Genomic DNA, 22,777 nt, shown 5'->3' with positions numbered 1-22,777 from the left:
CGCCGGTAAAAGTCCATGAATCGCCTGTAAACCTTCGAAAAGCAACCGCCGTAGCAGACATCAACGGCATAGAAAAAAGTGTCAGATTGATTGCAGTCAATCTAACACTTATTTCTTTTGTCACAGCCGTTTGACTTTAGACAAATTTAATTCAATTTAAAATTGAAGATGCTTTTCGATATACGCTTTTACATCAGCGATTGGCATACGAACTTGTTCCATTGAATCACGGTGACGAACAGTTACTTGACCGTCTTCTTTTGAATCGAAATCGAATGTGATACAGAATGGCGTACCGATTTCATCTTGACGTCGGTAGCGTTTACCGATTGATTGAGATTCATCAAAATCAACTGGGAACGATTTACGTAGCTCTGACCATACATCTGCAGCTTCATCCGATAACTTTTTAGAAAGTGGAAGTACTGCTGCTTTAAATGGTGCTAAAGCAGGGTGGAAGCGTAATACTGTACGTTTATCATCACCCTCTAGCTCTTCTTCATCATAAGCGTCACATAAAAATGCTAATGTAACACGGTCAGCACCTAAAGATGGTTCGATGCAGTAAGGTACATATCGTTCGTTTGACACAGGATCAATATAAGTGAAATCTTCACCTGAATGTTCCATATGTTGTTTTAAGTCGTAGTCTGTACGATCAGCTACACCCCAAAGCTCACCCCAGCCGAATGGGAATTTAAATTCGATATCTGTTGTTGCGTTAGAGTAATGCGATAATTCGTCATCCTCGTGGTCACGTAAACGCATCGAATCTTCTTTCATTCCTAAGTTTAGTAACCAGTTTTTACAGAATTCTTTCCAATATGCATGCCATTCAAGATCCTCACCTGGTTTACAGAAAAATTCAAGCTCCATTTGTTCAAATTCACGTGTACGGAATGTGAAGTTCCCTGGTGTAATTTCGTTACGGAAAGATTTACCGATTTGTGCAATACCGAATGGTGTACGTTTACGCATAGAACGTTGAACGTTTTTAAAGTTTACGAAAATTCCTTGTGCAGTTTCGGGACGTAGGTAGATTTCGTTAGTTGAAGATTCTGTAACACCTTGGAATGTTTTAAACATTAAATTGAATTGACGGATATCAGTGAAATCTGCTTTCCCACAATCAGGACAAACAACATCGTATTTCACCATTGTTTCTTTCATTTGATCGAAAGTCATACCGTCTACAATAATTTCATCACCTTTTGCTAGGGCAGCATCCTCGATGATTTTATCTGCACGGTGACGCGCTTTACAAGCTTTACAGTCTACCATTGGGTCGTTGAAGTTACCAACGTGACCAGATGCGACCCATGCTTTTGGATTCATAAGAATTGCCGCATCAATACCAACATTATGCTCTGATTCCTGAACAAACTTTAGCCACCAAGCTTTTTTAACATTATTTTTTAATTCAACACCAAGTGGACCGTAATCCCAAGTGTTTGCTAAGCCTCCGTAGATTTCAGAACCTGGGAAGACAAAGCCTCGATGCTTTGCTAAAGATACGATTGTTTCCATTGATTTGTTAGCCATTATAATAGCCTCCTTCATAATTTTTACTTGCACAAGAGTGAAAAGTAAATGTGTTACATGACGACGAATTGGAAGAATGACCAGTTCAACCTTGTCATTTTCAAATCTAATTCGCCACATGCGCATATTGCATGATTTTAATTTAGCACGAGCTAAATTAAAAATAGCACCCGTCTCCGGGCACAAATAATGCCCAGGGACGAGTGCTAATACCCGCGGTTCCACCCTGATTGTTTTAAACGAACTGTTTAAAACCTCTTTTCAAAAAGTTAGCTCAAGGAGTGCCTTTTCTCTGCCACATTGTAGACTTTCACCATTTTCTACTCGCTAAAAATTGAACAGATACTTTTTTCCTATCATCGCCTGTATAACGCAAGTTTGCTCGAAAATACATTTAGAGCAAGCGTATGTGTCAATATTGTAGCATGTAGTTCTTTTCTTCGCAATAACCATTAAAATAGTATATAATAATTGAGCATAAGTATAACACTATTAGATTTGAGGCGGTGAGTCCAATCGAACTCAACAAACGTCAGGAAGACATTTTACAAATTGTGAAAGAGAACGGCCCGATAACAGGGGAGCATATTGCAGAACGTCTCAATCTGACAAGAGCAACTTTAAGACCAGACTTAGCAATTTTGACGATGGCTGGCTTTCTAGATGCTAGACCACGAGTTGGTTATTTCTATTCTGGGAAAAAAACATCCGTAACTTTAATGGATAGCATTAACAATTTAAAAGTAAAAGATTTTCACTCGGGACCTGTTGTTGTACCTGAAACAATGACGGTATATGATGCCATTTGTTTCATGTTTTCAGAGGATGTCGGAACCCTTTTTGTCGTTGATAAGAACGAATTTTTAACTGGGGTTCTCTCTCGTAAAGATTTACTGCGTACAAGTATTGGCACGCAGGATTTAAATAAAATTCCTGTACATATTATTATGACACGAATGCCAAATATCTCGTACTGTGAAAGATCAGATTCGTTAGTTGTTGCAGCAAATAAGTTAATAGAACGAGAAGTAGATTCGTTACCGGTAATCGAACCTCAAGAGGGTGGATTGACGATAGTGGGCCGTTTAACTAAAACAACCATTACACGTGCTTTCCTATCTCTTGCGCAAAATGTCTAACAGTTGAAGGGGAACAGAATGAAGAGATTACGCGTTTTTGTTATATCTGATTCTGTCGGCGAAACTGGTGATCAAGTAGCTAAGGCAGTTATTAGCCAGTTCCGACCAGGCTTAGAAAATACGATTATTCGGCGCTTTCCGCATATTCAAACAGAAGAGCTTGTTCGAAAAATAGTCTGCCTCGCTGCGAAACAGAAGGCATTTGTAGTTTATACACTTGTTCGACAAGACATGCGTGCATTATTGCATGATCTATGCGAAAAAGAAAAAGTTCATGCTGTAGATATATTGGGACCAGCATTAAAATCGATGGCAACCTTTATGGAAGAAATGCCATTAGAAACTCCAGGTATTGTGCATCAACTGGATGATGACTACTTTAAAAAAATTGAGGCGATTGAATTTGCCGTGAAATATGATGATGGCAGAGATCCACGAGGCTTATTGCAGGCTGACATTGTACTTGTTGGAGTTTCACGCACTTCAAAAACGCCGCTTTCACAGTATTTAGCACATAAACGTTATAAGGTGGCAAATGTACCGTTAGTCCCGGAGGTAGCACCACCAGAAGAATTATTAAAAATTGATCCGAAAAAATGTTTTGGCTTAGTTATTTCCCCTGATAAATTAAACTCGATACGAAAAGAAAGATTAATGACATTAGGTTTAAATGATGACGCCATCTATGCGCAACATGTACGTATTTTAGAGGAAATACAACATTTTGAAAAAGTTGTTGATGAAATAGGTTGCAAAGTGATTGACGTAACAAACAAAGCGGTAGAGGAAACAGCTAACGTTATTATTGAATATCTTGCAAGCCGTAAATAAGAAACCAAATTTAGTAAACCACCTCGGGTTAGTAGAGGCGGTTTTTTTGAGTGGGTTTTTAAATTTGTATAGATAAATACTAAAATTTGTTTTATAATAATAAAATTGTGGTAAAAATATTTAAAATGAGAAAAATCCTATTTTTTTGTCGAGAAATAAAGGATTTTTAAAACGGATATCGAATTGTGTTCTAGAACGTAAATTAAAGATGGTGATGAGTTTGGCAGGGAAAATACCAGAAGAAGTGATTGAGCAGATTCGTACACAATCAGATATTGTGGATGTCATAAGCGAATATATGCAGCTGACAAAGCGTGGGCGCAATTGGTTTGGTCTCTGTCCTTTTCATGGAGAACAAACGCCATCTTTTTCTGTGTCAACAGACAAACAGATTTTTCACTGCTTTGGTTGCGGAGCAGGTGGTAATGCTATTACTTTCGTCATGGATATCGAAGGGATTTCTTTCCCAGATGCCGTCGTAAAACTTGGTGAACGTGTTGGTATGCATTTAGATGTAGGCCCAAGCTTACCAGAGGCGACGACAAAGATTTCTAAAGCGGAAGAGAGGATGAAAGAAGCGCATGCTTTTGCGGCAGATTTTTTTCATCATTTACTGCTAAACACAGAAGATGGGGAAGAGCCTTTAAATTATTTGCTAGAAAGAGGATTTACAAGGGAACTTATAGAATCTAATAGCATTGGATGGTCTCTCCCAAGCTTTGATGCATTAACGATATTGCTTGAAAGAAAAGGTTATAACTTACAAGAAATCGCAGATAGTGGTCTAATAATCAAACGTGAAGGGGAAGAACGCTATTTTGATCGTTTTCGAGGACGTATTATGTTCCCGATTCGTGATGAGAACGGTAAAATTATTGCCTTCTCAGGACGAATATTGTCATCGACAGGTGAAGAGGCAAAATATTTAAATAGTCCAGAATCACCAATTTTTCAAAAGAGTGAAGTGTTATATAACCTAGATAAGGCACGAACCTCTATTAGAAAAAATCGTCAAGTAGTGTTGATGGAAGGTTTTATGGATGTTTTGGCTGCAACCTCAGTTGGCGTAACAAATGCCGTAGCAACAATGGGAACCTCGCTTACGAATCAGCATATCACAAAGCTAAAACGCTTAGTAGAGCAAGTTACAATTTGCTATGACGGTGATAATGCTGGATTTGATGCGGCGAAAAGAGCGGCACAGTTACTACAAACGGAGCGCATGAAAGTTAATATTGCGGTGATACCTGATAAGCTCGATCCTGATGAGTATATTCAAAGTTTAGGTGGACAGGCTTTTAAGGAACAAATTTTGGAAAACCCACATACGTATATTGCTTTTATGATGATGCATGCTAGACGAAATAAGAATTTTCAATTTGAAAATGATACGCTTCAATATATTCAAGAAGTACTCGAACAATTAGTGGGTAGCTCCTCACCAATTGAGCGAGATTTGTATATCCGACAGCTATCAAATGAAACGACGATTTCGGAAGAAGCTATTTATGCCCAATTCCGAAAATTAGAGGCAAATCAAGTACGCTCTGCGAAAGTGGAAATGCCAACGCATACACCTTCGATGCCAGTCACGCAGCAACAAAAGCCTATGGACGCAGCAGAACGTGCCGAACGTTTATTACTGGCTCATATGCTTCATAATATAGATGTAGTGGACAGGGTATTACGTAGTGAGCAAACAGAGCCTTTTGTAAGAGATGCATATATGGCTGTATTTGTTCGATTGGTAGGATTTTATGAGGAATATGGTCATCCAGATTATCAGCGCTTTGTAGAAATCTTAGATGACGCTGAATTACGCAAAATTGTTATGGAAGCTGCTTTAGTAGAACGTGATCCTGACCAGGCAGAATCAGAAATCGCAGATTCTATCCGACAGCTTCAAAAATATAGAATTGAGCAAGAAATTCATCAAAAGATGCATGAGTCAAAGGAAGCGGAGAAGATGCACGAGTATGCGCGTGCTCTTGAAATCGCCCAACAGATTATTCATTTAAGAAAATCGTTATCGGCGATTTAACCCGATTCGGTTGTTTAGAAGGAGGAAGGTTTATGGCGGACAAGTCTGAACGTTCAAAAGAGGTAGAAGTAGAAATTACATTAGATGAAGCAAAAAAATTACTACAAGAAAAGGCGAAAACTGAAGGTGAAATTTCCATGAAGGAAATTTCAGAGAAATTATTGCCTTATGAATTGGAAAATGAAGAAGTTTTCCACTTCGCTGAAGATCTTGAAAAAAATAAGGACATTCAAATTATTGGTAAAGAAGAATTTGAAGAAGAGAGCTTGATGAAAGAAGAAGCTAGCGAAGAAACGTTCGATTTAAACGATTTGAGCGTACCACCAGGCGTAAAAATTAATGATCCTGTACGTATGTATTTGAAAGAGATTGGCCGTGTTGATTTACTTTCTGCAGAGCAAGAAATTGCTTTAGCAGAGCGAATTGAGCAAGGTGACGAAGAAGCACGTAAACGTTTAGCAGAAGCGAATTTACGTCTTGTAGTATCGATTGCAAAACGCTATGTTGGTCGTGGAATGCTATTCCTTGATTTAATTCAAGAGGGGAATATGGGGCTTATTAAGGCAGTTGAGAAGTTTGACTACCGCAAAGGCTTTAAATTCTCAACATATGCAACATGGTGGATTCGTCAAGCAATCACACGTGCAATTGCCGACCAAGCACGTACAATTCGTATTCCTGTACACATGGTAGAAACGATTAATAAACTAATCCGTGTACAGCGTCAATTGTTACAAGACTTAGGTCGTGAGCCGTCTCCAGAAGAAATTGGCGAGGAAATGGATTTAACACCTGAAAAAGTACGTGAAATTTTAAAAATTGCGCAAGAACCTGTATCTCTTGAAACGCCAATCGGTGAAGAAGATGATTCGCACTTAGGGGACTTCATTGAGGACTCTGAGGCACAGTCTCCTTCTGACCATGCAGCATATGAATTGTTAAAAGAGCAACTAGAAGATGTATTAGATACATTAACAGACCGTGAAGAAAATGTACTTCGTTTACGTTTTGGTTTAGATGATGGTCGTACACGTACATTAGAAGAGGTAGGTAAAGTATTTGGTGTAACACGTGAACGTATTCGCCAAATTGAAGCAAAGGCACTTCGTAAGTTACGCCACCCTTCTCGCAGCAAACGATTAAAAGATTTCTTGGAATAATAAACAAACACAATACTTTTACTATAAATGCAAACCCCGCCATCACTGTTCATGGCGGGGTTTGCCTTGTATTAGCAATCGAAACGCAACTAGAAAACAGCAACACCCTCGATGTAATCCATATATTATCGGAAGAAACTTTAAATAATTGCTTAAGTGATGTAAAAATATATAATTTGAACGGTGTAGTCATTCCATTTTTGCGACTTTTTACAGATGCTCTTTTATGATTTGTGAGATAAAATTGTATTACAACCATTATTAAGCAATGTTTGGAGAATATATGATGACAAATCCACGGAAAAAAATTATTTTAAATGAGATATTGTTTTGGAAGCAAAATAAGCTATTACCAGAGCACTACTGTGACTTTTTAGCGACTCTTTATGCAGAGGGAAATGATATAGAGGAGATAGAGTCAGCAACTCATAAACAGGCTGTATTGCCTTTAGAAAAAAGAAAAATGATGTTCTTCATTGTGGGATTGTGCTTGGGTATGATGGTACTCTTGTATGTTTATTTTACAGTAACTTCTTTGTTGCTTTTTTTAACGGGCATTGTAGCAATCGCTGCAATTACATTATTCATAATAGCTTTCCGGTTTGCGAGCAAAAATAACTTTTTAGCGCCTGCTTTGCATATTATTGCTGCTATACTGTTATTTAGTTTATCGATTCGCATGTATACTACATATTTTAGTGGAAATAATATAGCGTTATTTGCCTTTATAGCGGCAAATTGTGCCGTCTGGTTATTTTCAGGATTAAAAATGAAACTACTTTATTTCACAGTCTCTGGTGTTCTAGGGCTAGTGGCACTAATTGGTTATTACTTGTATAATTTTATGTAAATTTCAACACCCTTCTATGACTACTATTGTCCATAGAAGGGTGTTTGTTTTTCTAATATAGCAGTATGGCTTTATTGGAAAAGTAATTTCAAAAGAAATCCAATGAAAAAATAGTGAATAATAATATATTGAAATAATAGTATAACCTATTTATGCAAATGTCATTATATATAGTCAACTTAATAAAGCACAAAGGTTTAACGAGAAAGGAGCAATTAATTTTCATCCTTAGATGTATATGAATGCAATTGAAGTGGCAAAATATTTGCGAGAAGTAAAACAATTTTCGTTTGGAAAGGGTTCTCCATAAGTCTAAATATTGGTTTTAACAAGACATAATTTATCCAATTGATACAGAAATGTCGAAATTGTTACAAACAAAGGAAAACTTAGCGAATGGGGCTTTTCGTTTCATGTTTAATGCAGTACAATATTAGATGTTGACTGATTCTATATTATAATAGAAGTAGATTTATTAATGAGGAGGGGAAACATATGAAAAACAATCCAGTCGTTCCTTACATCTTGATTCTGGCATTTGGTATTGGTCTTATTTTCTTCATGTCTTTACAAGGCGCAGATAACAAGAAAGAAATTGCTGCTGAACATGAGGGTGGTGGCGAAACTACAGAAGCTAATGATGATGGTTCTGCATTAGTACAAACTTGTATCGGTTGTCACGGTGGTGACTTAACTGGTAGTGTTGGTCCAAACCTACATGGTTTAGATGAAGCTCATATCGTAGACGTGTTAACAAACGGTATTCCAGGAACTCCGATGACACCAGGAATGAAAAACGAAGCGGAAGCAAAAGCAATCGCTGAGTACATTTCTACTCTAGAATAGTTTTGAAAAGTGGCTGTACTAAAAGTGTATTTACGCTTTTAGTGCAGCTTCTATTATTATAATGGAGTTGCTCAATATATGAGACAACTCCATTTGTTTTTTTGTTCAACATCATACATACTAGAATGGACTCTATATAAGGTAGGCGGTTAAAAATGAACGCACAAAAATTATCAAAGCGATTAGAAACAGTGGCAAAATTTGTTCCAACAGGTGCGGTTGTGGCGGATATTGGCAGTGATCATGCTTATTTACCATGCTATTTAATTCATAAGGGAATAGCTACTAGCGCAGTAGCAGGAGAAGTTGTAAAAGGCCCTTATGATTCAGCGGTGGGACAAGTGAAAAAAGAAGGATTAACAGAACAAATCACGGTTAGATTGGCAGACGGCTTAGCTGCAGTGGAAGAATCAGACCATGTAGATACTATTACAATTGCAGGAATGGGTGGACCTCTTATTGTGTCAATATTAGAGAAACATCCACAAAGCTTACAAGGTGTTACACGTCTAATTTTGCAGCCAAACATTCATGCAAAAGTTATTCGGGAATGGGCTTTAAAAAATAATTGGGCAATCCTCGATGAAGATATTTTAGAGGAAGACGAAAAAATTTACGAAATTCTTGTCTTACAACGAGGGCCGATGGAGCTAACTGCAGCAGACATCTTATTTGGACCTAAATTATTGCTTCGCCAATCACCAGCATTTATGAAAAAATGGAATCGAGAAAGGGAAAATTGGCAGCGCGTTTTACAATCTATTGAAGGGGCAGAGCCAACACTTGATATTGAGGAAAAACGTGCAGAATTAAAAGCGCTACTTGATTTAGTGGAAGGAGTTTTATAGCATGAAATCTGTTAATGGTCAGGAGATTATTCAATTATTTGAATCGTGGTCACCGAAAAATCTTGCTTGTATGGAAAATGATCCAATTGGGCTTGCCATTGGAACACTAAATAAACCTGTAAGCAAAGTTTTAGTCACATTGGATGTCAATGAAGCTGTAGCAGATGAGGCTATCGCTCAAGGTTGTGAATTGATTATCGCGCATCATCCACCAATTTTCCGCCGCCTAGCCAATATTCGTACGGACAATCCTGCAGGACAATTATACGAAAAGCTTATCAAACATGATATTGCTGTTTATGCCGCACATACAAATTTAGATGTGGCTGAGGGTGGTGTCAATGATTTATTGGCTGATGCATTGCTGCTTGAAAATCGTTCTATTTTAGAAGAAACGTATGCTGAGGATGTTCTTAAGCTAGCTGTGTTCGTACCGACTGCAAATGCGGATACGTTACGTGAGGCATTAGCAAAGGCTGGCGCTGGTCGTATAGGTTCTTATGAGGCATGTAGCTATACAACGAGTGGAGAAGGTCGATTCCGAGCGCTAGAAGGGGCTAATCCATATGTTGGTTCGGTTGGTGAGTTACATGTGGAAGAAGAAGTCAAAGTGGAAGTGGTATTCCCAACGCCCATTAAAAATCGCGTTTTAAAGGCGATGTTAAATGCCCATCCATATGAGGAGCCTGCATATGATGTGATACGCTTAGATCAGCAAACGAACATTATGGGATTAGGACGTGTTGGCTATTTACCCGAAGAAATGACGTTAAAAGGCTTTGCAGAATTTGTAAAGAAACAACTAGATGTGCCAGCTGTTCGTGTTGTCGGAGATCTGCAATCAAAGGTAAGAAAGATTGCCGTAGTTGGTGGAGACGGAAATAAATATATTTATACGGCAAAGCGTGCTGGAGCGGATGTGTTTTTAACAGGTGATATGTATTTCCATACTGCTCAGGATGCACAAGCAATTGGTTTACAAATTGTAGACCCAGGTCATCATGTAGAAAAAGTAATGATTGCAGGGGTTGCCAAAAAAATGGCGACGATGTGTGACACAAAAAAATATGCAGTAGAATTTGTTCAATCTACTATTCATACGGAACCGTTTTTATTTGTTTAAGAGAGGGGAATGGGAGTGGCAAATGGGAGACCTGCTGGCAATAGTGCCGGCAAGTTATGGATTATAATTGGTTTACTAATTGCTGTGTTCGGAGGCGGCATGACAATTATGACGAATATGATGAATGAGAAAAAAATAGATGCAATGACTGAGCAATGTGAAGACGATGGGGGCAAAGCCATTGTAACGAAAGAAAAGAATTTTTTATCAACGAACTATTCGTTTGAATGTAACAAATAGTATGTGAATAAACGCAACTTTTAGAGGAATTTCCTTTAAAGGTTGCGTTTTTTTGTTGTAAATGAACGATTGTCTACAACCAATTTTTATTTAACTGCTGTTGATTTCCGCTACGGGAGGACGCTTTCCGCGGGCACACCGTAAGCCGCAACCCTCGCTAACGCGCGGACTGTTGCGTCTTTCGCTGTGTGCTGTTCCCGCAGGAGTCGCCTCCCTCCGCTCCAATCAACTTGGAAATTTTAAACTTCAAAAGAATAAAAAAAAGCATCGAGTTACTTCTCAATTCCTTTTGGTTAATATCTTTTTAATAGAGATACATACTGCTGTTGATTTTCGCTACGGGAGGACGCTTTCCGTGGGCACACCGTAAGCCGCAACCCTCGCTAACGCGCGGTTTGTTGCGTCTTTCGCTGTGTGCTGTTCCCGCAGGAGTCGCCTCCCTCCGCTCCAATCAACTAGTGTCACATTCCTAGATGACTATTGCCGTTGAATTCTGCTACGGGCAGCACTCTGTAAACTACAACCCTCGTGCCCACCGCTCCAATAGACTAATCCTGTAGGTAGGGGAATTCGAATTGCTAACTATCAAAAAAATTGCCATAGGACATCAAGGGTGAATATGCATATTGTTAACACGTTTAATCAATATTAAAAAATATTGATTTTTCTATTAATTTATGCTAAATAAAAAATATCTAGATATAAAGAATCATTTGGTAAATAAATTTTGAAAGGGAAATTACATAATTTAGAAAACGTTAAAATGATAATTACTATCGAGTATGCGATTAATTACTGTAGCTTCAATACTTTAGAGGCTTGGAATGTCTTTCGCAGTAGGCTTTCCAAGCTTCTTAATTAAGGAGGAGAGCCATGCTTAAAAGAGCAATACAATTGACATCATTGATTTGTGTAATTATGCTGTCTCTACTTATTTTTCAATATACGTCGCTTGTCCAACAGCGGCTGCCTTTAGGCACTACAAATCAATTTGATTTAAATCTTGCTGAAACCACTATTGCAAAAGATAAGTTGGTTTCAGACCTTAATCGATTAACAGATCAATATAAAGCGATTGTAGTAAAAACTTCTGTTGACCCAGAAAACTATGACAACAAAAAAGATATTATTTATTTTGGGACTGCTAAACCAGCATTTTATGGCTTGCTTATAGCGCATAAAGAAATTAAGTGGTTCGATTCTACTTTAACAGGTGAGTTGCTTTCTGCTGCAGAAATAGGCACCCGTTCTTTATCAGGCACCTATGCTTTTAACGGTGGAAAAGAATTTCAAGAAGCACTTAAACAATGGGCGCAACAGCATCAAATTAGGATTTTATTTATTCAAGAATCATCTATACTTACAATAGTTTATGCATACTTATTTCAAAATGGTATAGGAAATGCAGTGCTCGCTTCCTTGTTGTTATTAGTAACGACAATTATTACGTGGATATTTCAACATGCAAAAGCAAGGTCTATTCGATTATTAGGCGGTGTTAATGCAGGGAAAATTCATGTGGAGGATACAACGACAATAGTATCTTTTATCTTTGCCGGTTTTTTACTAGGTTTGTTTATTTCATTAGGCTATGTAGGTGTCATAAAGGACATTCGACAAATTCCATTGGTATTCAATCGGCTAATACTATGTCTATTGCTATTCTTGATTGTCGTTGGCATCATCACAGTATTACTTTCGCTAATTGCTGGCCCAAAAGCTGCCCATATAGCCAAAAGACAAATACCGTTGAAGCGGTTTTCCATAATGGGAAAGCTAAGCCATGTTCTTGTCATGATTTTATCGCTAATTGTTATACCGACTATCATCACATCTTTACTAATAACAAATCAATTGTCAAAAGAATATTCGCTCTGGGACAAAATGCAAAATATCGTTCGACTGTCAATGATTGACTTGGAATCATTAGAACAAGAGACGACACTTCCCGATGTAGAAGCTTTTTTTTCTAAAATGCAAGAGGCTAATAATTTAAGTCTTTCTTTTGTTATTGATAAAGCGATTTTATTAGAGCCATCTGAGATGGGTGGCTATGATCACATTATTATGACGGATAGAGCTTGGATTGATTTGCTAGAAATAGGTGTGGAAACAGAAGGCAAAGGCGGGAAACTCATTGCAAAAAATGTTGAAGATTTACCATATGAATTGTCATCGTTTTTAGAAGGTCAAATTCCACTATGGACAAAACATAATGATGTCTATCCAGCGCAAGGTTTAACTTTTTACGAATATAAGGGATCAAAATTCCTTGCCTTACCACCAAATGTTGGTTTGGCAGGTGAAACAGTGCAAGCAGAAAATCCGTTGGTTATACTGATAGACGGTCAGTTAACAGACATTGTAAAAACGAAACGTTTCTTAATATCTTTAGCTTCTAGTGGAAATATCGTTTTTTTAGATGAAGATCATTTGCAAGCAGCATTAGCTAACTCCGTTATGAAACCTCATATTACCTCTATCAATGGTATAGCAGACGTTGCTTTGGAAACTGCTCAAAGGTTTAAACAACAATACGTCTATTATATTGTAGCGGGTATGCTTATTTTCGTAACAATGTTTTTGACAGGTGTATTGAATGGGAGGCTTTGGGCTGGCACGAATGTAAAACGTATTTTCACTTTGCACACATTTGGTTTGTCTTACGCATCGATTGTTGGACCGGTTTTAAAACGACAACTATTTACAATCATTATTACAACGATTGTCGGATCCGTAATCGCCTATTTTATACACTATATGGAACTTAGCATATTACTTTCATCTGCTTTGCTTGTCGGAATTTTATATTGGATAGGAAGTTATCTTTCCTTTAAGAGATCCGCAAAGCAAGCATTTTATCGTACTAGTCATCGGTACAATTAAATGAACTAAAGGGGTAATTTATATGGTAATTCAAACAAAAAATATTGGCATTGAAATTAGTGGGAAAAAGATTTTTTCTAATATGTCACTTAATATTAATCGTAACGAAATGATTGCCATTACGGGTCCATCTGGTAGTGGCAAAACAACCCTTTTAAATTGCCTAGGTCTTATTCAATCAGTAAGCAATGGAGAAATTATGATAGAAAATCAAAAAGCTAGCAACTGGAATGAAAAAGAAAAAACGAATTTTTGGAAAAAAAGTGCGGCATTTATTTATCAAGACTATGGCATCATTGAAGATGAAAACGTCAGTTATAACGTGACATTAAATAAGCGGCAAGCAAAGTCAAAGTTTGTTGAAGAAATCCTACAGACCGTTGGACTTGAAGGAAGGGGTCAAGAAATGGCGGCTGTTTTATCAGGGGGGGAAAAACAGCGTCTTGGTGTTGCACGGGCAATATTTAAGAAGGCAACAATTATATATGCGGATGAACCAACTGCATCGCTTGATAAAAATAATAGAGAGATTATTATTAATTTATTAAGAAAATGCAGTCAAAACGGTGCGAGTGTGATTATTGCAACGCACGATGAAAGACTTGTAACTGTCTGCGATAGACGCATTGATTTAGTTTAATTTGTCTAAGTGAGGGGAAATGGCAAGTTATCATCGGTGATTGGTTTGGGTTCGAGGCGGATGACAATTATAAGTAGGAATGTAAAAAATAATAAAAATGGTCACTATAGAAAAATTAAGCATTGGTCTATACTTGATTTAATGTAATGCAGAAGGGAGTGGCGAAATATGTTTATCCGTTTAACAAAGGAACAACAAGAGCAAATCATCGCCGATATACAACGCTTTTTCTATAATCAACGAGATGAGGATATTTCCGATTTTGAAGCGGAAAGAGTATTTGATTTTGTGAAAGAAAATATTGCTCCATATATTTATAATGCAGCGATTTCAGATGCAAAATATGTAGTGGATAGTCAGTTATCTGCTATTGAGGATGAGCTAGTAGCTCTAGAACGTCCAATAAAATTAAAATGATAACGATTAAGAGAAACGATTACTAGAAAATTGTTTCTCTTTCTTTAGTGAAATCAATCTTTATTGGTATACTTTAGGTTTAAAACAAAAAAATAACAGCTAAACAATTGACAAGGACAATGTAAATATGTTAATTTTATCTCGAAATAAAGATACATGAATTCAAAGTAATCGAGATGCGAAGGTTGCTTAATGAATTTTGATTGAATAAAGTACTGTTTATTTGAACACCATTGGTAAGAGCGCAAATTTTTTGAAAATCACCAAAGTAAGAGCAATCAGAAAAACACTTTTTAGGTACAAATAAGGAGGAATAGAGATGTTGAAAATTGGGATTATTTTAGGTAGTACACGTGAAGGACGTGTAAGTCCGCAAGTTGGTCAGTGGGTAAAGGAATTAGCAGAAAAACGCCGTGATGCAGAATATGAAATTATTGATATTGCCGACTTCAAACTACCTCTTTTAGGAGAACCAGGTGGCGATGCTTCTGGAGCAGCAGCATGGTCTCAAAGAGTAGCTGCATGTGATGGGTTTGTTTTTATTGTTCAAGAATACAATCATTCTATTTCAGGAGCGCTTAAAAATGCTCTAGATTATTTACGTGAAGAGTGGAATAATAAAGCAGCTGGAATTGTATCATACGGTTCAGTAGGTGGTGCACGTGCGGCCGAACATTTACGTGGTATTCTTGGAGAATTATCAGTAGCAGATGTTCGTGTACACCCTGCGCTGTCGTTATTTACTGATTTTGAAAATGGCAATGTGTTTAAACCAAAAGATGTGCAAGCTGATTCAGTAAACCAAATGTTAGATCAAGTCATTCCATGGGCAACAGCCTTAAAAACAATTCGCTAGGCTAGAGTGAATTATATAGCATGTTATTCAGCATACTGGAGTACTTCCAGTATGCTTTTTAGGTGCCAGGCACTCAAACAATTTTGAAAATTTTATGGCTATCCAAGCGAAAATCCACGAAGAATCCTGAGGGAACGCACGTAAAGCGAACTGGATTTTTACGAAATAAGAATTTGAATACTATGCATAAAAGATAGATTAATAAACTTTAAAGAAACTTTACCAAAGGGTAATATTATGCGTTATGCTAATGAAAGCAGAATGGATCATTTGACAGTTCTGCCATCAAAACCTGAATAGCATTCTAACAAAAAAGTGGGGAAGTTTATGAAAACAATAACTGTTCAACATTATGATGCATTTAGTCACGTACCAAATAAGGGGAATCCTGCTGGAGTTGTAGTGGAAGGAAATCAATACAGTGAGCATGAGATGCAAGAAATTGCCAAAATGGTTGGCTTTAATGAAACAGCCTTTGCAATGACGTCTGAAACAGCTGATATACGCATTCGTTATTTTACACCAGGGCATGAAGTCGATTTATGTGGTCACGCTACAATGGCAACCATTTATGCACTACAAACACAAGGCTTATTAGCGAACAAAACGACTATTACAATCGAAACAAAGGCCGGAATATTACCAATTCGTCTGGAAGAAAAAGATGAAAAGCTATACATAACAATGCAGCATGCTGCACCACAGTTTGAAGCATTTAATGGCTCTAGAGCTGCGCTTGCTGAGTCAATAGGCATTGACGAGGATGAATTACATTCAGATTTACCAATTGTCTATGGTAGCACAGGATTGTGGACCCTACTAATACCTGTCCAAAAATTAAGCTCTTTCAAAAAGATGAATCCACAAACCGCTAAATTTCCGTCTATCTTAAATGAAATGCCAACAGCTTCCTTGCATCCATTTTGTTTAGAGGCATTAGATGAAACGGCAAATATGCATGCAAGACATTTTTCTTCACCATACTCTGGCACAATTCAAGATATAGTAACGGGAACGGCTTCAGGTGTGATGGGGGCATATTATGCGAAGTATGTTGATAGTAATATAACATACCCGAAAACACTTGTTGTTGAACAAGGACAAGAGCTTGATCGAGATGGTCGTGTTTATGTCCATGTGAACGAAGTGGACAACAACTTGGATATTTCAATCACTGGAACGGCTGTCTATGTCACGGAATTGAAAGTGCAAATATAAGTGCCAGGCACTCACACAATTTATCGTACTAATCATATATTTTGCAAAGTAAGACGGAGCAATCCCGCGTGTTAGCGAGGGGTGAGGCTTACACTGGCTAAGTGCCAGGCACTCAAACAATTTTAAACAAAAGAGACTGTTCATCGCTAGAACAGTCTCTTTCTTTATTTTTGTAAAATATCACATACTCTACCTATTTGGCCATCCGTTAAACGAACCTTAATGCCATGTGGATGGTGTGAGGAATTGGTTAAAATATCTTTCACAATCCCTTTCGTTTTAACGCCTGTTCGCTGATCTTTTTTAAGAATAATATTGACTTCAAGCCCTGGGTGAATATCTTTTCTGTTTTGACCGTTCATACTTAACCTCACATATATATATAGAATGATTCAAATTATAGCATAAGTGCTGTTAGTTACCTATTGCAAATAGAGATTGAAACAATGAGGCTAGTAAAGCAACAAATAAAGTATCTTCCGAATGGAATAGCTTATAAATGATGCCTTCCCGTACTATCCCATTTTCTACGAAGTTTGCACTCGCAATTTTTTCATCATTACAATATAAATAAGCAGTCGATGTGAAATCTTTCTCAAAGCGAAAGACAAGACCATCCATCGTAAAGGAATAGGAAGATTCTAATAATTGAACAGTTTTTCTTTGAATAGGAATGATACTCCCATCAGGCATGATAATTTCATGACTGACACCTTTTGTGAGCAGCGTAGAACGCACTTGAAAAAGGGGCTCTCCATGCGTTGTCCGTGTTTCATAACGGTGCGGTAACGGTTGCTGTGATGTTACTAGAGAGGCTGCATTAAGTACTTTTCCGATATTTGAGCGCTCAACTTTTTGGAGTATGCAAACTGTTTCATTTTGACTGTTTAGGATTGGTAATTTTGAAAGTCTATCAAATGCTTTTGGATATGTAAGTGTAAATGTTGCCATAAAAAACCTCCAATCTACTTACTATACGAGTAAGCTAGACTGGAGGTTTCACTATTATTAGTTGAATATAAATTTCTCTAACATTTACGTTTTCTTGTTCGGAATTATTAAAATCTGTTCAATGTAATAAAACTACATTTGATTGTAATTTCACTACAAAACTGTATCAATGTTATGAGAAAAAAAGTGAATAAGTAACAATATTATGTCTTTTTCGAAAAATAAACTTGTGAGGGAATTGTCATTGTAGTAAAATTACATTGAAATTAGGAGGTGATTTCTTGTTAAGTTTCGAAGAACGAATAAATAGTAAGGTGAATTCGCTAACAATTTCTGAGAGAAAAGTTGTCGAGCAGCTGAAAATGCATAAACAACCTTTTTTGTTATCAATGAACGAACTCTCAACATTAAGCAATGTAAGTGAACCGAGTGTTGTTCGTTTATACAGAAAGCTTGGATATGCTAGTTACCAAGAGTTAAAAGTGGCACTTGCTCAAGAGCAAGTGAATAACAGCTACTCATCAACGTCGGACCAAAATGAGATTAAGGATGAGGATCTTGCGAATGTTGTATTTGATAAAATAGCAGATCAACTTTCTATAGCGATGTCGATGACTAAAGAGAAATTAAATATTACTCAGATGGAAGAAGCTGTTCAAATTATAGCAAAAGCAGAAAGGCTTTTTTTCTTCGGACAAGGTCTCTCGGGTACGATTGCAGAAGATGGCGCTCATAAATTTATGAGAATGGGCGGTACAACTATCGCTGTTCAGGATCCGCATTATCAAGCGATATATGCCAATCATATGAACAATGAAGATGTTGTCATTGTAATTTCTCATTCTGGAGAAACGGTCAATATTATAGAAGTCGTTCAAATGAGCCAAAAAAGTGGAGCATTTGTCATTGTTATTACATCGAATTCAAATACAACGCTTGCCAAAATGGCTGATACACTACTCCTTACACAGGCGCAAGAGACTGAAAAGCGGTCGGATGCGATGGTTAGCCGCCTTGTACAACTTGCTTTAATTGACACATTATTTACTAGGGTTGTTGCAATAGGGGGTAGCCATGTTAAAAAATCTATAAATATTTCACGGTTAGCCGTTACTAGAATGAAAAAATAATCTTTTAATAAAAGTGTATGCGTTGTCACCTTAGAGATAATTATATTTAAGGAGGATACATTACAATGTTAACAGGTAATACACTCATTATCGGGTTTGTTCTTGCTCTAATTGTTTTATTTGTCCTTATTATGAGATTCAAGTGGGATGCTTTCGTCTCTCTTTTAGTAGTTGCCATTGGACTTGGCTTATTATCAAGCATTCCGGCGAAAGAAGTCCCTGGCATAATTGCCACAGGATTTGGCAACACACTAGCTGGCGTCGGTATTTTGATTGGACTTGGAATTATATTTGGTCAATTTTTAGCATCATCTGGTGCCATTAATAAAATTGCTACTGGAATGCTACGCGTTTTTGGGGTCAAAAAATCTCCATACGCAATTGCAATGACATCGATTACTGTTTCAATTCCTGTATTCTTTGACGCAGCGTTTATTATTTTACATAAATTAATTCAAAATCTTTCTTTTAAAACAAAAATCTCACTTACTACTTTTGTTGCGATTCTTTCGATTGGGTTAATCACAGCTCATAGTGTAATTATCCCGACGCCAGGACCTTTAGTTGTTGCCGACCAAACAGGATCAGATATAGGTATGTTCTTTATTTATGGATTGCTAGTTTCAATTCCTGGAGTACTAGTTGGCGGTGTAATCTATGGAAAGTATATTGGAAAGCGAATTACAAATGAGGGACATCTTGATGAATCTGACATAGCAGAAGCAGACAGCACTCTTTCTGGAAGAAAAGAAATTTCAACTGCTCTTTCTTTTGGGATGCTCGCTTTACCAATTATCTTGATTTTATCGAATACGTTAATAAATTTACTTTTCAGAGACAACACAGAACAATTCGTTCCGACACTTTTTTCCGTTATTGGAGATAAAAATGTTGCGTTGTTAATCAGTGTGCTTGTCGCAATGTTTGCCTTAAAGCCATACATCAAGGAAGATATTAAAACCGTTTTTGCCAAGGCGTTAGATCAAAGTGGAGCGGTCATCCTAATTACTGGTGCAGGGGGTGCCTTTGGTAAAGTTGTTCAAGAAACCGGCATAGGGGATTTAATTATTAGCATGATGCAAGGGCTGAACATTCCTGCTTTACTACTTGCTTTTTTATTTGCGCAAATTCTACGCGCTTCGCTCGGATCTGCAACAGTTGCTCTTGTTACAACATCTGCAATTATGGGACCGTTAGCTGCAGAACTTGGCGTATCACCAGTCGTGCTAGGTCTTGCTATTTGCGCTGGTGGAATCGGCTTATCACTACCTAATGATTCTGGTTTCTGGGTAGTAAGTAAATTTGGACGTTTATCGATGACAGAAACAATTAAAGTTTGGTCAATAGGGGGCTTCTTATCAGGGGTGACCGTATTAATTTCCGTTTACGTTCTAAGCATGTTCCAAGGAATTTTACCAGGTTTGTAATTTACTTGTTTAATAGGCGGATGGCTAGTCCACCGCTATATAGTTGATTAAGTATGAATAGGGTACTTTATATCAGTTAATGAACAACTAGATTGGAGCTGAAGTTAAATTGAAGAAGAAACTTGGATTTATTGGACTTGGCATTATGGGGGCGCCAATGGTACGCAACCTTTTGAAAAAGGGTAACGAGGTTACTGTATTCGACCTAAATACACTAGCGGTTGAGATGCTTGCAAAAGAAGGTGCAAAGAAAGCTACCTCTGGAAAGGGGGTAGCATTAACAAGTGATGTCGTAATTACAATGTTGCCGAAAGGGAGACATGTCCAGCAAGCTATCTTTGGTGAACATGGGGTTATGGAAGGTGCTCGTAAGGGTATGGTCATTATCGACATGAGCTCTGTCACACCAGTTGAATCAAAAGAAATGTACGAGCTTTCTGCAAAACAAGGGGTACATTTTCTTGATGCACCAGTCAGTGGTGGTGAGCCGAAAGCAATTGATGGTTCACTGACAATCATGGTTGGTGGAAAAGAAGAAGTGTTTGAAAGTGTAAAAGGCATTCTTGGCGATATGGGCAATAACATTGTACTTGTCGGTGACTCAGGCAGCGGATCTACTGCAAAGCTTGCAAATCAAATTATCGTAAACTTAAATATTGCGGCAATATCTGAAGCACTTGTGTTTGCGACAAAAGCAGGTATTAATGTGGAGAAAATGTATCAGGCAATTCGCGGTGGTCTTGCAGGAAGTACCGTAATGGATGCAAAAATCCCAATGATTCTTGACCGGAATTTTAAAGCAGGTGGCCGTGTCGACATTAATCTTAAAGATATAAATAATGTGATGCATACTGCTCACGAGCTAGCTGTTCCACTTCCGTTATCAGCTCAGCTCTTAGAAATTTTCTATTCTTTAAAAGCTAATGGAATGGAAACCCTAGATCACGCAAGCATTGTCCAACACTATGAGAAATTAGCAAATGTTGAAGTTTCAAGAGAGGTGCGATAAATGGTAGCGAGAAAAGCATCGGAACTATTATCAGGCCTAATTGAACCAAGTTGCGAGCAGATTCAGATGAAATTGGAGGATGCGCGAAAAGGGTTTAACCATAAAATCGTGATTCTTGATGATGACCCAACAGGTGTACAAACCGTTCACGGTGTTTCTGTTTATACGGATTGGACTGAAGAAAGCATTAAGCAAGGATTCCGTGAGCAAAATCAAATTTTTTTTCTGCTAACAAATTCTCGCAGTTTTACCGCTGAGGAAACAGCGGTTGTTCATCAGGATATAGCTCGCCGAGTGCATGAGGTTTCCTTACAAGAAGGAATTCCTTATCTACTGGTTAGCCGCGGGGATTCTACATTGCGTGGTCATTACCCGCTAGAAACCGAAACAATGAAAAACACAATTGAAGAAATTTCTAATACTAAGTTTGATGGGGAAATACTTATTCCATTTTTTAAAGAAGGCGGCCGTTTAACAATCGACAATATCCATTATGTTCAGTATGGAGAAGAACTTGTTCCAGCTAGTGAAACAGAGTTTGCTAAAGACCGTACTTTCGGCTTTAATTCTTCACATCTAGGCGAATGGATTGAAGAAAAAACAAAGGGTGTTTATCCAAAAGAAGATACTATTTATATCAGCATTGAAGATTTACGTTCACAAAATATTGAAGCAATCAAAGCGCAATTAATGGAAGCTGAAAACTTCAAGAAAGTCGTTGTGAATGCAGCTGTTTACAGCGATGTTGAAGTGTTTGTAATTGCCTTGCTCCAAGTTATGAAAGCGGGAAAAACGTTTATTTTCCGAAGTGCCGCTTCCTTAACGAAAGTACTTGGAGGCATTTCTGATAAGCCATTTTTATCAAGAGTAGAGCTTATTACGGAAGAGACTTCAAATGGAGGACTTATCGTAGTTGGCTCGCACGTTCAAAAGACAACAGATCAATTGTGTGCCCTTCTTAATAGTGGTCTAGTAACAGGAGTAGAGTTTAATGTTCATCTTGTGCACGATGATGAGAAATTCCAACAGGAAATCAATCGTGTCCGTATTACTTGCGAAGAGCTGATTACTTCAGGAAAATCCGTAGTTTATTACACTCGTCGGGAGAGATTGGACTTAGGAGTGAATCAAGGCGAAAGTGAACTTCAACTATCTGTTAAAATATCACAAGCAGTGACAAGCATTGTCACTGACTTAAAGGTACGACCGAAGTACATAGTTGCAAAAGGTGGAATTACTTCATCCAGTGTTGGAACAGTGGGACTATCAGTCAAGCGCGCTGAAGTAGTAGGGCAAATTAAACCGGGTGTTCCAGTATGGAAAACAGGAGAAGAAAGCAAGTTCCCTCGTTCTTCTTTCATTATCTTCCCTGGCAATGTCGGCACAACCGACACGCTCAAAGAAATTATTGAAGTATTAGAGGGGAAACCAGTGAATGCGATGAAGGATTTTTAGTATCGTGGACGAAGTTGCATGTTGGAAACTGCAAGTCGATAATAGAGCGGCTGCGTTGAGCATATTTCCGATGTTCGAACGCTCAATTTTTAAATACGTAGCATTAGAAATTGAAGTCTATTAAATGCTTTTAGGTATGTAAAAAACCTCCAATCTACTTACTAATCG

At 37.7% G+C, this 22,777-nt stretch carries 21 protein-coding genes; 18 read left to right on the top strand and 3 right to left on the bottom strand.

Annotated features, from left to right (window positions below):
* Window positions 1–156 precede the first annotated feature (156 nt).
* Entirely contained in the window at window positions 157–1,542 is a 1,386-nt protein-coding gene (locus ACIQXW_RS11000; protein ID WP_401010533.1) for a glycine--tRNA ligase, read from the bottom strand.
* A 506-nt stretch (window positions 1,543–2,048) separates the two neighbouring features.
* Between ACIQXW_RS11000 and ccpN the strand changes: the two genes are divergently transcribed.
* The 14 genes from ccpN (at window position 2,049) to ACIQXW_RS10930 (ending at window position 16,637) form a co-directional block, all read left to right on the top strand.
* The gene (ccpN, locus tag ACIQXW_RS10995; protein ID WP_172772074.1) at window positions 2,049–2,681 is read left to right on the top strand and encodes a transcriptional regulator CcpN; all 633 of its coding nucleotides are present in this window, start codon (window positions 2,049–2,051) and stop codon (window positions 2,679–2,681) included.
* A gap of 18 nt (window positions 2,682–2,699) precedes the next feature.
* Window positions 2,700–3,512, top strand: coding sequence for a pyruvate, water dikinase regulatory protein (locus tag ACIQXW_RS10990; RefSeq protein ID WP_340823635.1), 813 nt, complete (start codon window positions 2,700–2,702; stop codon window positions 3,510–3,512).
* A gap of 208 nt (window positions 3,513–3,720) precedes the next feature.
* Window positions 3,721–5,553: a DNA primase gene (dnaG, locus tag ACIQXW_RS10985; RefSeq protein WP_340823636.1), complete on the top strand. Its 1,833-nt coding sequence runs from the start codon at window positions 3,721–3,723 to the stop codon at window positions 5,551–5,553.
* Between the two features lie 32 nt (window positions 5,554–5,585).
* Window positions 5,586–6,713 (top strand): RNA polymerase sigma factor RpoD, encoded by a 1,128-nt coding sequence (rpoD, locus tag ACIQXW_RS10980; RefSeq protein WP_340823637.1) that lies wholly within the window; start codon window positions 5,586–5,588, stop codon window positions 6,711–6,713.
* 283 nt (window positions 6,714–6,996) lie between these two features.
* On the top strand, window positions 6,997–7,563 hold the full coding sequence (locus tag ACIQXW_RS10975) for a hypothetical protein (RefSeq protein WP_401017805.1): 567 nt from the start codon (window positions 6,997–6,999) through the stop codon (window positions 7,561–7,563).
* Between the two features lie 495 nt (window positions 7,564–8,058).
* Window positions 8,059–8,409, top strand: coding sequence for a cytochrome c550 (gene cccA, locus ACIQXW_RS10970; protein ID WP_172772070.1), 351 nt, complete (start codon window positions 8,059–8,061; stop codon window positions 8,407–8,409).
* Between the two features lie 155 nt (window positions 8,410–8,564).
* Window positions 8,565–9,257 (top strand): tRNA (adenine(22)-N(1))-methyltransferase, encoded by a 693-nt coding sequence (locus ACIQXW_RS10965; RefSeq protein ID WP_402761974.1) that lies wholly within the window; start codon window positions 8,565–8,567, stop codon window positions 9,255–9,257.
* 1 nt (window position 9,258) lies between these two features.
* Window positions 9,259–10,380: a Nif3-like dinuclear metal center hexameric protein gene (locus ACIQXW_RS10960; protein WP_340823643.1), complete on the top strand. Its 1,122-nt coding sequence runs from the start codon at window positions 9,259–9,261 to the stop codon at window positions 10,378–10,380.
* 15 nt (window positions 10,381–10,395) lie between these two features.
* Window positions 10,396–10,620 carry a hypothetical protein gene (locus tag ACIQXW_RS10955; protein WP_402761970.1) on the top strand — a complete coding sequence of 75 codons (225 nt, stop codon included), beginning with the start codon at window positions 10,396–10,398 and terminating at the stop codon, window positions 10,618–10,620.
* An 873-nt stretch (window positions 10,621–11,493) separates the two neighbouring features.
* Entirely contained in the window at window positions 11,494–13,506 is a 2,013-nt protein-coding gene (locus tag ACIQXW_RS10950) for a hypothetical protein (protein WP_402761967.1), read from the top strand.
* Between the two features lie 22 nt (window positions 13,507–13,528).
* Window positions 13,529–14,146, top strand: coding sequence for an ABC transporter ATP-binding protein (locus ACIQXW_RS10945; RefSeq protein WP_340823649.1), 618 nt, complete (start codon window positions 13,529–13,531; stop codon window positions 14,144–14,146).
* Window positions 14,147–14,314: 168 nt separating this feature from the next.
* A complete protein-coding gene (locus ACIQXW_RS10940) occupies window positions 14,315–14,563 on the top strand; it encodes a DUF2164 domain-containing protein (RefSeq protein WP_340823650.1) in 249 nt (82 codons plus the stop codon).
* Window positions 14,564–14,882: 319 nt separating this feature from the next.
* Window positions 14,883–15,419 carry an NADPH-dependent FMN reductase gene (locus ACIQXW_RS10935; protein ID WP_340823651.1) on the top strand — a complete coding sequence of 179 codons (537 nt, stop codon included), beginning with the start codon at window positions 14,883–14,885 and terminating at the stop codon, window positions 15,417–15,419.
* Between the two features lie 327 nt (window positions 15,420–15,746).
* On the top strand, window positions 15,747–16,637 hold the full coding sequence (locus tag ACIQXW_RS10930) for a PhzF family phenazine biosynthesis isomerase (RefSeq protein WP_402761962.1): 891 nt from the start codon (window positions 15,747–15,749) through the stop codon (window positions 16,635–16,637).
* Window positions 16,638–16,801: 164 nt separating this feature from the next.
* Here the strand turns inward: ACIQXW_RS10930 and ACIQXW_RS10925 are convergent, their stop codons facing one another.
* On the bottom strand, window positions 16,802–16,999 hold the full coding sequence (locus tag ACIQXW_RS10925) for a YwbE family protein (RefSeq protein WP_340823655.1): 198 nt from the start codon (window positions 16,997–16,999) through the stop codon (window positions 16,802–16,804).
* Window positions 17,000–17,051: 52 nt separating this feature from the next.
* On the bottom strand, window positions 17,052–17,588 hold the full coding sequence (locus tag ACIQXW_RS10920) for a tubby C-terminal domain-like protein (RefSeq protein ID WP_340823657.1): 537 nt from the start codon (window positions 17,586–17,588) through the stop codon (window positions 17,052–17,054).
* A gap of 281 nt (window positions 17,589–17,869) precedes the next feature.
* On the opposite strand from ACIQXW_RS10920, the gene ACIQXW_RS10915 reads away from it, so the two are divergent.
* From ACIQXW_RS10915 to ACIQXW_RS10900, 4 genes are all read left to right on the top strand, one after another.
* Complete coding sequence (locus ACIQXW_RS10915; protein WP_340823659.1) at window positions 17,870–18,718, top strand: MurR/RpiR family transcriptional regulator; 849 nt, start codon at window positions 17,870–17,872, stop codon at window positions 18,716–18,718.
* Window positions 18,719–18,783: 65 nt separating this feature from the next.
* Window positions 18,784–20,145: a GntP family permease gene (locus ACIQXW_RS10910; RefSeq protein ID WP_402761957.1), complete on the top strand. Its 1,362-nt coding sequence runs from the start codon at window positions 18,784–18,786 to the stop codon at window positions 20,143–20,145.
* 109 nt (window positions 20,146–20,254) lie between these two features.
* Window positions 20,255–21,154 carry a 2-hydroxy-3-oxopropionate reductase gene (gene garR / locus ACIQXW_RS10905; protein ID WP_402761954.1) on the top strand — a complete coding sequence of 300 codons (900 nt, stop codon included), beginning with the start codon at window positions 20,255–20,257 and terminating at the stop codon, window positions 21,152–21,154.
* Complete coding sequence (locus ACIQXW_RS10900; RefSeq protein WP_402761951.1) at window positions 21,155–22,609, top strand: four-carbon acid sugar kinase family protein; 1,455 nt, start codon at window positions 21,155–21,157, stop codon at window positions 22,607–22,609.
* Window positions 22,610–22,777: the final 168 nt, after the last annotated feature.

This window comes from Lysinibacillus sp. NPDC097162 (assembly GCF_044762185.1).
Classification (GTDB): domain Bacteria; phylum Bacillota; class Bacilli; order Bacillales_A; family Planococcaceae; genus Lysinibacillus.
Note: the sequence above shows the minus strand (reverse complement) of the source record. Positions and strands in the feature narration are given on the sequence as shown.

Excerpts from the sequence above, each read along its gene's own strand:
- ACIQXW_RS11000 (WP_401010533.1), bottom strand. The coding sequence starts at position 1,542 with ATGGCTAACAAATCAATGGAAACAATCGTATCTTTAGCAAAGCATCGA.
- ACIQXW_RS10990 (WP_340823635.1), top strand. The coding sequence starts at position 2,700 with ATGAAGAGATTACGCGTTTTTGTTATATCTGATTCTGTCGGCGAAACT.
- dnaG (WP_340823636.1), top strand. The coding sequence starts at position 3,721 with ATGGTGATGAGTTTGGCAGGGAAAATACCAGAAGAAGTGATTGAGCAG.
- rpoD (WP_340823637.1), top strand. The coding sequence starts at position 5,586 with ATGGCGGACAAGTCTGAACGTTCAAAAGAGGTAGAAGTAGAAATTACA.
- ACIQXW_RS10975 (WP_401017805.1), top strand. The coding sequence starts at position 6,997 with ATGATGACAAATCCACGGAAAAAAATTATTTTAAATGAGATATTGTTT.
- cccA (WP_172772070.1), top strand. The coding sequence starts at position 8,059 with ATGAAAAACAATCCAGTCGTTCCTTACATCTTGATTCTGGCATTTGGT.
- ACIQXW_RS10965 (WP_402761974.1), top strand. The coding sequence starts at position 8,565 with ATGAACGCACAAAAATTATCAAAGCGATTAGAAACAGTGGCAAAATTT.
- ACIQXW_RS10960 (WP_340823643.1), top strand. The coding sequence starts at position 9,259 with ATGAAATCTGTTAATGGTCAGGAGATTATTCAATTATTTGAATCGTGG.
- ACIQXW_RS10950 (WP_402761967.1), top strand. The coding sequence starts at position 11,494 with ATGCTTAAAAGAGCAATACAATTGACATCATTGATTTGTGTAATTATG.
- ACIQXW_RS10945 (WP_340823649.1), top strand. The coding sequence starts at position 13,529 with ATGGTAATTCAAACAAAAAATATTGGCATTGAAATTAGTGGGAAAAAG.
- ACIQXW_RS10940 (WP_340823650.1), top strand. The coding sequence starts at position 14,315 with ATGTTTATCCGTTTAACAAAGGAACAACAAGAGCAAATCATCGCCGAT.
- ACIQXW_RS10935 (WP_340823651.1), top strand. The coding sequence starts at position 14,883 with ATGTTGAAAATTGGGATTATTTTAGGTAGTACACGTGAAGGACGTGTA.
- ACIQXW_RS10930 (WP_402761962.1), top strand. The coding sequence starts at position 15,747 with ATGAAAACAATAACTGTTCAACATTATGATGCATTTAGTCACGTACCA.
- ACIQXW_RS10925 (WP_340823655.1), bottom strand. The coding sequence starts at position 16,999 with ATGAACGGTCAAAACAGAAAAGATATTCACCCAGGGCTTGAAGTCAAT.
- ACIQXW_RS10920 (WP_340823657.1), bottom strand. The coding sequence starts at position 17,588 with ATGGCAACATTTACACTTACATATCCAAAAGCATTTGATAGACTTTCA.
- ACIQXW_RS10910 (WP_402761957.1), top strand. The coding sequence starts at position 18,784 with ATGTTAACAGGTAATACACTCATTATCGGGTTTGTTCTTGCTCTAATT.
- ACIQXW_RS10900 (WP_402761951.1), top strand. The coding sequence starts at position 21,155 with ATGGTAGCGAGAAAAGCATCGGAACTATTATCAGGCCTAATTGAACCA.